The organism is Azovibrio restrictus DSM 23866, from assembly GCF_000429665.1.
GTDB lineage: Bacteria > Pseudomonadota > Gammaproteobacteria > Burkholderiales > Rhodocyclaceae > Azovibrio > Azovibrio restrictus.
The window spans coordinates 94,709-107,175 of record NZ_AUCH01000004.1 but is presented as its reverse complement, the minus strand read 5'-3'; the positions used below and the strand labels follow the sequence as shown (position 1 = coordinate 107,175).

The following is a 12,467-nucleotide window of genomic DNA, read 5'->3' as shown; positions in this document are numbered from 1 at the left end:
CTCAGATGATCTGCCGCCGGGCCAGGTCGGCAAACAGGCCGTCCGCCTCGATCAGCTCGCTATAGGTGCCGGACTCGACGATTTCCCCGGCCGCCATGACCAGGATCCGGTCGGCGTGGATGACCGTGCTCAGCCGGTGGGCGATCACCATCCGGGTGGCGCGCAACTGCTCCAGGCTGGCGCTGACCATGGCCTGGGCCTGGTTGTCCAGGGCGCTGGTGGCCTCGTCGAAAAACAGGATGCGCGGCCGATGCACGATGGCCCGGGCGATCATCAGCCGCTGGCGCTGGCCCCCGGACAGGGTGCCGCCGCCATCGCTGACCACCGTATGCATGCCCATGGGCATGGCGCGGATGTCAGCGGCGATGCCCGCCTGGGTGGCGGCCGCCCAGGCGTCTTCCTGGGTCAGGGGCGAGGAACCGACGATGTTGGTGAAGATGTCCCCAGACATCAGCTGGCCGTTCTGCAGCACCACCCCCAGCTGTCGGCGCAGGGCCCCCAGGTCCAGGCCGGCCAGGTCCTGGTGGTCGTAGTGGATGGCGCCCTGGGTGGGCTGCTCGAAGCCCAGCAGGAGGCGCAGCAGGGTGGACTTGCCGGAGCCGGAAGCCCCGACCACGGCCACGAACTCCCCGGGCCGGATGTGCAGGTTCACATCCTTGAGGATCATGGGCCCCTCGGGGCTGTAGCTGAAGGACAGGTGGCTGATCTCGATGTCGCCGCTCAGGGTGCCCGGGTGGGCGCCCCCGGCGCTGATTTCCGGCGGCGTCTGCAGGATGGGCCGGGCCCGCTCGTAGACCGGCACCACGTTGAGAATGGCCATCACGGTGCCGGTGGCGGCCAGCATGGCGCCGAGGAAGCCGCCGAAAGCAGCGTTGAAAGCCAGGAACTGGCCGGTGCTGAAATCCCGCTCCCCGGCCAGCCAGAAGGCGATGACGGCGAAGATGAGCATGTTGGCGAGCACCGGGAACAGACTGTTGAACACCTCCAGGGCGTTACCCACCATGCGGGCCCGGAACATGTGTTCCTGCTGACGGCCGTAATTGGCGGCCCAGTTGAAGAAGGCCCGGGTCTCGGCACCGGTGGTGCGCAGCTTGGCGATGCCGCCCAGGAACTGGAACACCTGGCCGGAAATCGTCCCCGCCACCTGGGCCAGGTGCCGCTCGTGGCGCAGGCGCAGCCAGCCCGCGACGGCGGTGACCAGCATCGCCAGGGCCACCAGCCCCAGGGCCACCAGGGCCAAGCGGCCGCTGTAATGGAACAGCAGCACCAGGTTGAAGGAGGAAAACACCGCCGCCAGCAGGGTCTGCAGCACGTGGCCCGAGAGGGCCTGGCGGATCTGGTTGATGCCGTTGGCCCGCACCGCCAGGTCCCCGGCCGAATAATCCCGGAAGAAGGGCGTGGGCAGACGCAGCAGCCGGTCCCAGACGGCGGACTGGATGGCGCCGTCCATGCGCCCCTCGGCCCGCAGCATGGCAAAGCCCCGGGTCATCTCGAACATGCTGGCCGCCAGGGTACCGGCCAGGAGGGCCAGGGTGAGCTGCAGCAGCTGGTTCTTGTCGGCCCCGGGGATCACCGTGTCGAACAGCATGCCGGTGGCCAGGGGCGTGACCATTCCCAAAAGGCCGATGGCCACCCCCATCAGCAGCACCATCAGGTAATCCCGCAGGCAGCCCCGGCTGCCGAAACGCAGCATCTCCACCACCCCCAGCAGGCGGTCGCCGAAGCTGCGGTAGAAAGCCCAGGCGAAATCTTCCAGCTGCGCCGCCATCTCCCCGTCCAGGGGCCGGGGGGGGCTGCCATCCGGGTCCGCCAGGCGGTAACCCCGGGGCCCGGGCAGCAGGGCCTGGGGCCGGCCGTCTTCGCGCCGGAAGGCCAGCAGGGGCAGGCCGTCCCCCTGCCACCAGGCGCCCCGCAGGGCCACCCGGCGGCGGCGCACCCGGCTGGCCTCGACGATTTCCGCCAGCGGGTCCCGGGGCCCCGCCGGTCCGCCGGCCGCCGGCGCCAGGAACTGGATCTCGGCCGCCTCCCCCAGGCGCCGGCAGGCGGCCAGCAGGGGCGAAGCGCTGCCGGCGCTGCGGCTGGTCTGGCCGGGCCCGGCACCGCCGTCGAGAATGGCGGCCAGCCGCCCCAGGGCCTCGCCCAGATGGCCGGCCTCCCGTACCTCTTTCTGCTGCAGGCGGGCGTCCTCCGCCGCCAGCCCCTGTTCCAGCTGACGCACCAGGGCAGACCACAACCCGGCCGCCAGAACCTGGCAGCCGCTTTCCAGCCGGGCGGCCTGCGGCAGCCCGGAACAAACCTGCAGGCGTGCGGGAACGCTGCCCTCCCCGGCCCGGAGCCAGGCCTGGCGCGGCAGGGGCACGGGTCCCGGCGGCAGGGACAAGTCCGGGTCCCCCAGGTAGTGCCAGGCCCCCTGTTCCAGGTCCACCCAGAGCTGTTCCCGGCCCAGCAGGATGGCGCCGGCCTCCACCGCATCGGGCGCCGCTTCCCCCAGGGGCACTCCGGCTTCGGGGGGCAGGCCGGCCAGGGGCTGCAGCAGGAATGCCAGCCAGTCCTCCAGCTCCCGGGCCCGGGCTGCCGCCGGCCAGGCTTCGGCCTGAAGGGCGGGGTCCAGGGCCAGGAGCCGGCAACCGCTATTGCCCAGGGCCACCAGGCCCCAGTCCCGGGCGGGCCGCTGGCCGGGCAGGCCCCACAGGGAGCACCCCGCTTCCCGACGCCCCAGGGGATGCAGGGCGCCCACGGGCTCGCCCGCTTCCAGGCGGCTGAGAAACAGATCCACGGCCCCGGCGGCAACCCACCAGGCCTGGCCGGCACCTTCCAGCAGCAGGGGCTGGCCGGCCCGGGCCGTGACGGCCTGGCCCCGCTCGGCGAACAGGGTAGGCAGGGAGGACGATGAGTCGTGCATGGGATAGTCCTCAGGCCGCCTGCATCAGGGCTGCATAGGGCCCCGGCGCCAGGCGCATTTCTTCATGGGTGCCGCGCTGGACTACCCGGCCCTGGTCCAGGACGATGATCTCGTCACAGTCCCGGATGGTGCTCAGGCGGTGGGCGACGATCAGGCAGGTGCAGCCCCGGCGGCGCAGGTTGTCGTCCAGCAGGCGTTCGGTAAGGGGGTCCAGGGCGCTGGTGGCCTCGTCCAGCACCAGGACCCGGGGATTGACGGCCAGGGCCCGGGCGATTTCCAGGCGCTGGCGCTGGCCGCCGCTGAAGTTGGCGCCGCCTTCCTGGACCGGGGCGTCGTAGCCCCCGGGCCGGGTCACCAGGGCATCGTGGATGCAGGCATCCTGGGCCGCCCGCACCAGCTGCTCCTCGGGAATGGAATCGTCCCAGAGGCAGAGGTTGTCCCGGATGCTGCCCTCGAACAGGGCGATTTCCTGGCTCACCATGGCCAGGGAATTGACCAGGGTGGCCCGGGGCCATTCCTTGCGGGGCTTGCCATCAAACAGGATTGCCCCGCTCCAGGGCTCGTACAGCCCCATCACCAGCCGGGACAGGGTGGACTTGCCGCAGCCCGAAGCCCCCACCAGGGCCACCCGGGTGCCGGGCCGCAGCACCAGGTTGAAGTCCTGCACCAGGGGCGCCTCCAGGGGGCTATAGCCGAAGCTCACCTGGCGCAGCTCCACCAGTCCCTCGAGCCGGGCCGGGGCCTCGGCCACCGGGGCCTGGCTCGGGTCGGCCTGGGGATCGGGGGCGTATTCGAGCACGTCGTCCAGGCGCTTCATGTCCCCTTCCATCTCCTGGATGCCGGCGCCCAGGGCCACCAGCTGGTTTACCGGCTGGAGGAAGCTGGCCATGAGGCTCTGGAAGGCCACCAGGGTCCCCATGGTGAGGGCCCCGTCCATGACCCGGAGGCCCCCCAGGGAGAGGATCAGCACCCCGTTCAGGGCGGTCAGCAGGGGCGGCACCGCCATCAACAGCACGCCCTGGCTGCCCATCTGCTGCAGGCCATTGACCACCTTGGCATGGTGCCCGGCCCACTTGGCGAAGAAATCCGACTCCATCCCCGAGGCCTTCAGGGTCTCGATCATCTGCAGGCCGTTCATGGAGGTGCCCAGGAGCTTGCCCCCGTCGGCCGCCAGCTTCATGTTCACGTCCTTGCGCTGGCGCGCCACCTGGCGCAAGAACACCACGTTCAACACGGCCACGGCCATGCCCACCAGGGTCAGCACCAGGTCGTAGGAGAACATCAGGGCGGCATAGAAGAGCAACACCAGCACGTTCAGGAGCGTGGTCGCCAGTTCCCCGGTGAGGAGTTCCGCCACCCGGTTGTTGATGGCTACCCGGGAACTGATGTCGCCGGCGGAACGCTGGGCGTAGAACATCACTGGCAGACGCAGCACGTGCCAGAAGAACTGGCTCGAAGTGGCCATGGCCAGTTTGGCGTGGAAGCGGGTCAGGTAGTAGCGCTGCAGCCAGATCAGCAACCCCTGGAGGATGGCCGTCACCCCCATGCCCAGGAGCAGGGGCTTGATCCAGCTGTCCAGGTGGCCGATCAGGTAGTCGTCGATGAAGATCTTCGAGAACACCGGCAGCACCAGGCCCGGCAGCACCAGGAACAGGCCGGCCAGAACCAGGAACAGCAGCGCCGGCTCGCCCAGGGGCAGGCGCCGGCGCAGGCCGGTGAAGATGCTGCTGGCCTCGCCGCCGGGCTGAAAATCCGGCCCCGGGGCGATCACCAGGGTGACCCCGGTGAAGCCTTCGTCGAATTCTTCCTGACTCACGGTGCGGGGGCCGCTGGCCGGGTCGTTGAGATGTACCCCGGCCTTGCTCACCCCCTCCAGCACCAGAAAGTGATTGAAGTTCCAGAACACGATCACCGGCTGCTGCAGGGCCAGCACTTCCGCCGGCTCGTAGCGGAAGCCCCGGGCCTCGAAGCCATAGCTGCGCGCCGCCTTGACCACGTTGCTGGCCTTGCTGCCGTCCCGGGAAACGCCGCAGGCCTGGCGCAGCACTTCTAGGGGCACGAACTTGCCGTAATGGCCCATCAGGATGCCCAGGGCCGCGGCGCCGCACTCCACCGCCTCCATCTGCAGCACGGTGGGGGTGCGTTTGCGCCAGTAGGCGGCGGGAGTCTTGTTCGGCTGCTCCATGGCTTACAGCCCCAGGCTCTCGCGCAGAATGGGAATCACCAGGCTGATGGGCCGGCGATTGCTGACGGTGATGGTGGCGGTGCACAGGGTGCCGCTCTCGATGCGGGTCGCCGGCCCCTGGGGCGAGGTCCACTTGTAGCCGCTCACCGTGTCGCTGCTCGGGGTCAGGTCCGCCTGCACGGCAATGGGGGCGGCCCCGGCCGCCAGCTGCTGCACCAGCTGGCTGTTCTTCAGGACCCGCTGCATGCCCTCGGCCGAAGAGGGGAAATCCGCCACGTTCTTCACCTTGCCCAGCATCAGGCCGAACTCCTCCTGCTTCACGGTGGAGGGAGCGATCTGCACGTCCATGTTGGTCTTCACCTTCTTGCCGTCCAGGGGGGCGATGTACACCACCGCCTCCAGGTCGCTCACGGCGGGCCCGGTCTGCTCCATGGTCAGGATCGGCGTGCCGGCGCTCACCGGGCTGCCCTCGGACAGCTTGATTTCCAGCACCCGGCCGCTGAAGGGGCTGAACACCAGGGAGGCCTGGTCGGTGCTGCGCATCAGGGTGGCCAGGTTGCGCTCGGCCTCGTTGATCTGGATGGCCAGGTTGCTCAGCTCGCTGTCGCTCTGCTTGCGGCTCTCCAGGCGGCGCACCCCCAGCTGGCGGATTTCGTTCTTGCTGGCGTCCACGGCCTGGCGCACGTTGGCCAGCTCCATGCGGGTGGCCAGCAGGGCCTGACGGGTGATCAGCCCCTGTTCCAGGAGCTGCTCCTGGTTCTGGATCTTGTGCTCCAGGGTGCGGGCCTGTTCCTCGGCGGCGCTGATCTTGGTGCGCAGGCTGCGCTCCATGTCGCTCAGGTAGGCCCCCTGCTCCGCTTCGCTCCGGGCATTGATGGCCTGGAGCTTGTCCTGCTGGGCCCGGAGTTCGTGCAGCTTGGCCTCGGCGCTCTTGATCTGTTCCATGCTGTCGCCCCGCTCCACCCGGGCGATCATCTGGCCGTGCCGGACCTGCTCCCCGGCCACCACGGAAATGTCGCTGACCCAGCCGTTGCCCGGGGCCACGATTTCATCCACCCCTCCGGGACGGATCAGGATGCAGGAGCCCATGACCTTGCTGGGAATGCTGCCGAAAATGCCCCACAGCAGGGCGGCCAGAAGCAGGGCGCCGATGGCGGCCAGGGCCACCCAGGCCCGGGGCGAAGTGACCTGGACCAGCTGGTCCAGCTGTTCCGGGGAAGCCAGGCGGTCCAGGGAAGCCTGGCGGAAGATGCCCTTGGGTTTCTGCATGATCGTTCCTACTCGGGAGCCCCGTTGAGGGGCGGCATGCTGACGAAGCGCCCCAGGTCCACCTGCTGGGCCGACGACTCGTCCCGCACCAGGGCGCCGGTCTCGTAACCCAGGTTGGCCAGGGCCATCAGGTAGTTCAGCTGGTAATTGACGTGGGCCAAGCGGGCGTTGCGCAGGCTCTCGTCCACCGACAGCACGTCCAGGATGGTGGAGGAGCCCAGGCGGTTCTTGATGCGCTCGTTCTCCAGGCTGACCCGGTAGATGGCCACGGATTCCTCCGAAGCCAGCAGTTGCCGGGCGCTGCGCACCAGGCCGGCCAGGGTGGCCTCCACCGCCAGGCTGATGCTGCGCGCCAGGTTGTAATGATTGAGGCTGGCCTGGTCATGGAGGGCGTTGCGCTGGGCCAGCCCCCCTTCGGCGCTGTTGTTGCCCAGGGCCCAGCGGTAACTGAGGGTGACGCCGCCGCTGGCGCCCGTGGTGTGTTCCCCGAAGGCATCGTAGTAATGCCGGCCGCTGCCGCCTTCGGCAAGGCCCGCGTAACCCACGCCCAGGTTCAGGTCGAGCTGGGGCCGCAGATTGCTGCGCGCCGCGTCGGCCAGCACCAGGGCCGCTTCCTGCCGCAGCCGCGCCGCCTCCAGGTCGGGGCGGCGGGCCAGGGCCCCTTCCACCAGGGGCCGGGCATCGGGAAGCTGCTCCGGCAGTTGCCGGGGCGGCGGCGGGAAATCCCCCTGCACGTCCAGGCCGGCGATGGCCTCCCCGTAGGGCAGGCCCATGGCCAGCCCCAGGGTCTGGCGGGCCTGCAGCAGGCTCTGCTCGGCGGCAATGCGGGCCGAACGCCGGTCGGCCAGGCGGGCCTGGATCAGGTTGATTTCCGCCGCCGGCAGCTCATCGGCAGCAATCAGCTTGCGCGTATCGTCCAGCAGCCGCTCCATGCCGAGCTCCCCTTCCCGGGCGATCTCCAGGCTCTTGCCGGCCGCCAGCAGCTTCCAGTAGGCCCCCACCCCGCTGACCAGGCTCTGGGCCAGGGTCTGGCGCAGCTCCTGGCGGCTGGCCTGCCACTCCAGCTCACTGGCCCGCTCCCCGGCGACAGCGGCCTGGCCGCTGCCCTTCAGGAGGGGAATGTTGATGCTGAAGCCCACCTTGCCCAGGTTCTGGGGTTCCCAACCCTGGAAATCGTTGCGGGTCCCCTCGCTGCGGGTGACCGAAAGGCTGGTGGACAGCACCATGCCGTTACGCAGAGGCTTGTCCAGCCCCAGGCTGAGGCCCGAAGTGTCGGACTGGATCGCATCCACCCCGCCCTGCTCCCCGTAACTGGCCCGGTACAGCTTGCGGTAATAGGCATTCAGGGGTTCCTGTTCGCGGCTGCGCCGGGCCGTCAGCTGCAGCACCGGGTCGAACTGGCCGGCGCTCTGCTGCATGCCGCCCCGGGCCGCCTCCACCTGGCGTTCCTGAAGCAGGATGGCCGGATTCCTGGCCAGGGTCTGGCGCACCACTGTTTCCAGATCCAGGGCCGCCCCCGGACCGGGCCCGGCCGCCAGGGCAGGCAGCCCCGGAGCGCAGCCCAGGAGCGCCAGCCCCAGAAGGCGCCCCCAGACGGGGAGCTGGCCGCCTCGCACTTATTCCTCCTCCACCACCCGGATCTTGCCGCCGCAGGCTTTGAAGCACTCCCGGTAGTTGTCCTCGCAATCGTCCCGGTCCTGGTAGCAGTAGGTGGGCGGGATGCAGGACTTGTCCTTCTTGTCCCGCTTCTTGCACTGGTTGTAGAGCTGCTGGGAGATGTTGTAGTTCTGCCGGCACTGGTTGTAGGCCATGCTGGACATGGTCTCGCACTGCTGCTTGCTGTTCAGGCACTGGGCCGTACAGATGCGCCCCTCGGAACTGCGGGGCTGGTGGTACTCGTAGCGGGTGGTGACGCAGGCGGCAAGCTGGGTCAGGAACAGCAGGGCAAGCAACAGTCTTTTCATGGGGCAGGAACCAGAGTCGGTGGCACACACCGGCACCCCAGGGGCGCCGCTACCGCCCCGAAAACAGGAACGGTCAGCTCTGGGTAACAGCCCCCCGAAAAAGGTTCACGGCCCGGGGGATCTTTTGCTCCCCCCCTGCCTCACCCGGCCCCCAGGGTGTCCAACTCCGCCCGCAGGCGCTGCTGCAGCTCTGCCAGCCCCTCTGCCTTGGCCAGGAGCCCCCCCTCCAGACGGGAATACTGGACTGTCCGGCTGGCCAGAACCAGATTGGCCAGCCTATCGAAATATCCGGCCCCCGATGGGGAGACACCCCCAACCACCGCCTGCAACACTCCATCGGGCAACCCCGCGCCGGCCGGCACCAGGGCTGAACACAGGCTTTGCGGGTCATGGCTCAGACGCTGCAGCAGGGAGTCATCGGCCAGCAGCTGCTCCAGCAACTGCCGGTAAGCAGCCAATTCAGGATCCCTCATTTCCCAGTTGTCCCGAGCAGCGTCGAATAAACGCTGTAATCCACCGTCCAGTCGAATTGGGTGGATGGGGTCCATGTCGGCTTGGATAACCAGGCCACACTGGCAGGGGCAAGGGTTTGGCCTTTATAGGTCTGGAACACTGCCACCGACGGGAGCTGGGCGGAGCTGTTGGTGAATGTCAGGGTGTACGAGGCTCCGCCTGCGGCCTGGTCCAGGGCCTCGTCATCCAGGGGCTGGCCTTGCTGGGGATCATGGGTTTGCATGGTGCTTCCTTTCCTGTAACGAGATGAGCCTAGATCCCCAGATGGGCATCTTTCCAGGCTTGGGACTTGCCGCCTGCCACCAGTTCCAGATCCTGGTCCGCCAGTTCCCCGGACAGGGCCAGCCCTTTCAGGACGAACAGGGGCTGGCCGCCTTCCAGGCGCTGCAACTGCAGCCAGGGGGGAAAAGCCACGCCCTCCCGGGCCAGGGTGGCGGCGGTGTCTTGCAGCAGCGCCGCCAGAAAGGCGGGCTCCGCCGCGGCCCGGCGCAACAGCGCGGCCACTTGTTCGGTGATTTGCATCGCTTCCATGGGATGACTCCTTAGACTCAAAAAAATGGAGACAGGGCGCCGGGACGAGGGGCGGCCAGATGGCAGGCTATGCTGCCAAAGCTGTCGGGCAGGCCGCCGGCCACCTGCTCCAGGACCCCATCGGCGAGCGCCCCGGGGCGGGCGGGCAGGAGGAAATGGACCAGCTCCCGGGTGTCCTCCACGACGCGCACCTGAACGCCGTCGGGCACAGTGATTCCGGCGGCGCGCAGCACGGCCACGGGATCATCCAGCAACTGCTGTTTGAAGGCCGGGTCCGCCCAGGCCCGCTCAAGGACCTGGCGTTCTTTTTCCTGCTGCATGTCCTGCTCCATGAATCTTCCTTTCGCCTGGAAAAACACCGGGGGCGGCGCCCCTTACCTGAACTGGGTAACGCCCCGGCGACAAAGGTTCCGTCTCAGGAACGGGGCTTGATGGCGCCCTGGATGATGTCCAGCACCCGGGCCAGGCCCTCGGGCATGCTGGCGTCGCTGTGCACCTCCACGTGGTACTTGCTCTGCTGCCCCTGGCCGGCACCGTCCACCCGGGCCAGGTCGGCTTCGTTCAGGGGTTCCGCCCCGGCTGTTTCCGGGTTTTCCCGGGTGAGCTTTTGCTGTTTGTCCATGGGACCTCCTCAAACCGGTTTGCGGTAGGTTTCCACCCACTCGCCGTTCTGGTCGAAATAGCCCCCGGCCGCCCATTCCAGGTCCCCGTCCGACAGTTCCCCGGCCAGGGGCGGCAGGACCACGTGCAGCTCCCCGGGAGCATTTTCGTGCAGATGCAGGGTCAGGCCCGGGGGCAGCACCACCCCTTCGGCCGCCAGGGTTTCCCGGGTGGAGGCCAGCAGCCGCTGGCGGAACGCCCTGTCCCGGGCGACCCGTTCCCCCAACTGTGTCCATGCGGCCTGCAGCGCTTCCTGTTGCATATCCAGTCTCCTGGGCCTGATGAAATCCCCACCGTCCAGGCCCACGGCCCGGCAGGGTTGCCGGTCAGACCGGCGTCAGTTCCTTGCGGGCCAGGCGGCTTTCGTGCTGTTCAAAGCAGTAGGGCAGCAGGCGCCGTTCGAAGAAGTTGAGCATTTTCCGGCCCTCGGAGCGGGAGATGCCGAACACTCCCAGGGGCCGCTCCCGGGCCAGAGGGCCGCCCAGATGGCGGCGGATGGCTTCTGCCAGGGCCAGGGGCCCCAGGCGTCGGCCCATGCGCAGGCCGGGCCGGACGAACAGGCTGCGGTAGCAGAGGGCATCGGGCATCAGGGGCGAACGGAGCACCGTCATCCAGGCCACCACCCTGCCCTGGGCGCGGATGCCGACGCTGACCTCCGGCTCCAGGTCCCGGGCTTCGGCAAAGGGAGACAGGCCCCGGGGAATGTCCCCCCGTTCCAGCTCCGCTTCCAGACTGCTGGCTTCCGCCCCGGTCAGCCCGGACCAGGGGAAGAACTCGAATCCCTCCGGCAGGGGCAGGCCCGGCGTCACCCAGGGCGCCGCCAGCACGCCCCCATGGGCCCGGGCCAGCAGCAGGCCGGGCTGGGTCTGAGGCCAGCCGGCCCGCTCCAGACAGGCTTCGAAGCCGCGCCAGCCCGGCATCCGGGTGGTGTAGCTGGCCTCCAGGCAGTAGCGCCCGGGCCGGGGCAAGGCGGCTTCCAGGGCCGCCAGCAGGGCCAGCCCCTGGCCCTGGCGGCGCCAGGCGGGCTGTACGGCCAGGGAATGCAGCAGCACCCGGCGGCAGCCATCGGTTTCCGGGACCAGGGAGTACAGCAGCAGGCCGGTCAGGCTTCCCTGGCAGCGAGCCCCCAGGACGCCGGTCTGCCAGCCGGGAGCCGGCGCCCGCTGTTCCAGGGCGGCCTCCAGGCGGGGCCGGTAGGCGGGAAAGGTCAGGGCCCGGGCGGCCTCCAGTTCTGCCGCCACCAGGGGCGCGACCTCCAGCACGGCCGGGGATGGCCCGTTCATGCCGGACACCTCAAGCTGCCCGCCGGACACGGCAGACCTGGCTCACTTCTTTTCCTTGCCGTACTGGTCCCACTCCAAGCTGATGCCACCGCCCCCCGCCACGGCTTCCAGGTCCGCGTCATCCAGTTCCCCGCCCAAGGCCGGGGGCAGGACCAGGGCAAACACCGGTTCCCCATGCTCCAGGCCCATCAGGCGCAACCAGGGCGGAAAGGCCAGGCCTTCCGCCTTCAGGGTGCCCACGGTGTCCCGCTGCAGGGCCGCCAGGAACTGCTGGTCCTCCCGGGCCCGCTGCAGCAAGCGGCTCACCATTTCCATTGCTTCGCCTTCTTTCATGTCTCGCTCCCCGGCGCTCAGTTGGCGCAGAAACCAAAAGAGAAATCGATGTGGTCATCGCCGCCCATGGCGGCCTCTTCCTTGGCCTTGTTGGCGCTCATGACGAAACAGGCCACTCCCAGGGAAAACACCGACATGGCGTTCCACTCGTGGATATTCATGCCCCCGGCCACCCGGTCCAGCATGTCGTCGCTCAGGGCACCACCGGGCTGCATGGGCTGCACCTGGGCCAGGGCGGCACGCACCTCCCCGACTTCCAGCGGCAGGCCCCGGGCGGCAGCGCCCTGGACCAGACAGTCCACCACCAGCTCCGGATCTCCCAGGGTCTGGGCCTTGCGGCGCAGGGCCTCGTCCTCGAGGAGCAGCTGGCTCAGGGTTTTCAATGTCTGTTGCGATGCTTCCATGATCTTTCCTTTCTCTAGGGGTGAGGTTCCGGCTCAGGGCCGGCCCGGTATCTGCCAGGCACTGCCGAAGGTGTTGAGTACAGTGAGCAGCGAAGTCAGGTTGTCGGACACGCCGGTCCCAGCCGCCACCTGCTCCAGGGCCCCGTCTTCCAGGGCGCTGCCCGCCTTCCCCTGCACGGCTTCGGCCAGCTCCGTCCAGCCCAGGGCGATGCCCAGGCGGGCTCCGGTGGCCTGCATCAGTTTCAGGGCCTCTTCCAGGTTGCCGGCCGCCTGGCACTGCTGCGCCAGGGCGGGTTCCTGCTCCAGCAGGCGGGTCAGCCGCTTCCATACGCTTGATTCCTGGGCCATGACTACGCTCCTTGTGATGGGGTTCATGCAGCGTGAGTAACGGCCGGACGGCCCAGGTTCCCGATCTGCCTGGAT

At 68.9% G+C, this 12,467-nt stretch carries 15 protein-coding genes; all 15 read right to left on the bottom strand.

Annotated elements, in window-relative coordinates; all coding sequences use genetic code 11:
• Position 1 precedes the first annotated feature (1 nt).
• The 15 genes from G474_RS19685 to G474_RS0105480 all read right to left on the bottom strand — a co-directional run bounded on the left by G474_RS19685 (position 2) and on the right by G474_RS0105480 (position 12,392).
• Positions 2-2,902 carry an NHLP bacteriocin export ABC transporter permease/ATPase subunit gene (locus G474_RS19685; RefSeq protein WP_051281919.1) on the bottom strand — a complete coding sequence of 967 codons (2,901 nt, stop codon included), beginning with the start codon at positions 2,900-2,902 and terminating at the stop codon, positions 2-4.
• Between the two features lie 10 nt (positions 2,903-2,912).
• Entirely contained in the window at positions 2,913-5,087 is a 2,175-nt protein-coding gene (locus tag G474_RS0105545) for an NHLP family bacteriocin export ABC transporter peptidase/permease/ATPase subunit (protein ID WP_051281917.1), read from the bottom strand.
• A 3-nt stretch (positions 5,088-5,090) separates the two neighbouring features.
• Positions 5,091-6,356, bottom strand: coding sequence for an NHLP bacteriocin system secretion protein (locus G474_RS0105540; RefSeq protein WP_026686109.1), 1,266 nt, complete (start codon positions 6,354-6,356; stop codon positions 5,091-5,093).
• Between the two features lie 8 nt (positions 6,357-6,364).
• Positions 6,365-7,972: a TolC family protein gene (locus tag G474_RS0105535; protein ID WP_026686108.1), complete on the bottom strand. Its 1,608-nt coding sequence runs from the start codon at positions 7,970-7,972 to the stop codon at positions 6,365-6,367.
• Positions 7,973-8,320, bottom strand: coding sequence for a hypothetical protein (locus G474_RS19680; RefSeq protein ID WP_156919157.1), 348 nt, complete (start codon positions 8,318-8,320; stop codon positions 7,973-7,975). It lies immediately after the preceding gene.
• Between the two features lie 140 nt (positions 8,321-8,460).
• Entirely contained in the window at positions 8,461-8,793 is a 333-nt protein-coding gene (locus G474_RS0105525) for a hypothetical protein (protein WP_026686107.1), read from the bottom strand.
• Positions 8,790-9,056, bottom strand: coding sequence for a hypothetical protein (locus G474_RS0105520; protein ID WP_026686106.1), 267 nt, complete (start codon positions 9,054-9,056; stop codon positions 8,790-8,792). Before G474_RS0105520 ends, G474_RS0105525 begins: the two co-directional genes overlap by 4 nt.
• A 29-nt stretch (positions 9,057-9,085) precedes the next feature.
• A complete protein-coding gene (locus G474_RS0105515; protein ID WP_026686105.1) occupies positions 9,086-9,364 on the bottom strand; it encodes a hypothetical protein in 279 nt (92 codons plus the stop codon).
• 17 nt (positions 9,365-9,381) lie between these two features.
• Entirely contained in the window at positions 9,382-9,684 is a 303-nt protein-coding gene (locus G474_RS19675; protein WP_211228060.1) for an NHLP leader peptide family RiPP precursor, read from the bottom strand.
• A 95-nt stretch (positions 9,685-9,779) separates the two neighbouring features.
• Positions 9,780-9,986 carry a DUF2589 domain-containing protein gene (locus tag G474_RS23875; RefSeq protein ID WP_026686104.1) on the bottom strand — a complete coding sequence of 69 codons (207 nt, stop codon included), beginning with the start codon at positions 9,984-9,986 and terminating at the stop codon, positions 9,780-9,782.
• A gap of 9 nt (positions 9,987-9,995) precedes the next feature.
• Positions 9,996-10,286, bottom strand: coding sequence for a hypothetical protein (locus G474_RS19670; protein WP_051281911.1), 291 nt, complete (start codon positions 10,284-10,286; stop codon positions 9,996-9,998).
• 64 nt (positions 10,287-10,350) lie between these two features.
• On the bottom strand, positions 10,351-11,307 hold the full coding sequence (locus tag G474_RS0105495; protein ID WP_043463341.1) for a GNAT family N-acetyltransferase: 957 nt from the start codon (positions 11,305-11,307) through the stop codon (positions 10,351-10,353).
• A 42-nt stretch (positions 11,308-11,349) separates the two neighbouring features.
• Positions 11,350-11,640 (bottom strand): hypothetical protein, encoded by a 291-nt coding sequence (locus G474_RS19665; RefSeq protein WP_043463339.1) that lies wholly within the window; start codon positions 11,638-11,640, stop codon positions 11,350-11,352.
• 17 nt (positions 11,641-11,657) lie between these two features.
• On the bottom strand, positions 11,658-12,044 hold the full coding sequence (locus tag G474_RS0105485; RefSeq protein WP_156919156.1) for a hypothetical protein: 387 nt from the start codon (positions 12,042-12,044) through the stop codon (positions 11,658-11,660).
• Positions 12,045-12,077: 33 nt separating this feature from the next.
• On the bottom strand, positions 12,078-12,392 hold the full coding sequence (locus G474_RS0105480; RefSeq protein ID WP_026686101.1) for a hypothetical protein: 315 nt from the start codon (positions 12,390-12,392) through the stop codon (positions 12,078-12,080).
• Positions 12,393-12,467: the final 75 nt, after the last annotated feature.

Coding starts and splice junctions, on each gene's coding strand:
- G474_RS19685 (WP_051281919.1), bottom strand. CDS start 2,902: ATGCACGACTCATCGTCCTCCCTGCCTACCCTGTTCGCCGAGCGGGGC.
- G474_RS0105545 (WP_051281917.1), bottom strand. CDS start 5,087: ATGGAGCAGCCGAACAAGACTCCCGCCGCCTACTGGCGCAAACGCACC.
- G474_RS0105540 (WP_026686109.1), bottom strand. CDS start 6,356: ATGCAGAAACCCAAGGGCATCTTCCGCCAGGCTTCCCTGGACCGCCTG.
- G474_RS19680 (WP_156919157.1), bottom strand. CDS start 8,320: ATGAAAAGACTGTTGCTTGCCCTGCTGTTCCTGACCCAGCTTGCCGCC.
- G474_RS0105525 (WP_026686107.1), bottom strand. CDS start 8,793: ATGAGGGATCCTGAATTGGCTGCTTACCGGCAGTTGCTGGAGCAGCTG.
- G474_RS0105520 (WP_026686106.1), bottom strand. CDS start 9,056: ATGCAAACCCATGATCCCCAGCAAGGCCAGCCCCTGGATGACGAGGCC.
- G474_RS0105515 (WP_026686105.1), bottom strand. CDS start 9,364: ATGGAAGCGATGCAAATCACCGAACAAGTGGCCGCGCTGTTGCGCCGG.
- G474_RS19675 (WP_211228060.1), bottom strand. CDS start 9,684: ATGCAGCAGGAAAAAGAACGCCAGGTCCTTGAGCGGGCCTGGGCGGAC.
- G474_RS23875 (WP_026686104.1), bottom strand. CDS start 9,986: ATGGACAAACAGCAAAAGCTCACCCGGGAAAACCCGGAAACAGCCGGG.
- G474_RS19670 (WP_051281911.1), bottom strand. CDS start 10,286: ATGCAACAGGAAGCGCTGCAGGCCGCATGGACACAGTTGGGGGAACGG.
- G474_RS0105495 (WP_043463341.1), bottom strand. CDS start 11,307: ATGAACGGGCCATCCCCGGCCGTGCTGGAGGTCGCGCCCCTGGTGGCG.
- G474_RS19665 (WP_043463339.1), bottom strand. CDS start 11,640: ATGAAAGAAGGCGAAGCAATGGAAATGGTGAGCCGCTTGCTGCAGCGG.
- G474_RS0105485 (WP_156919156.1), bottom strand. CDS start 12,044: ATGGAAGCATCGCAACAGACATTGAAAACCCTGAGCCAGCTGCTCCTC.
- G474_RS0105480 (WP_026686101.1), bottom strand. CDS start 12,392: ATGGCCCAGGAATCAAGCGTATGGAAGCGGCTGACCCGCCTGCTGGAG.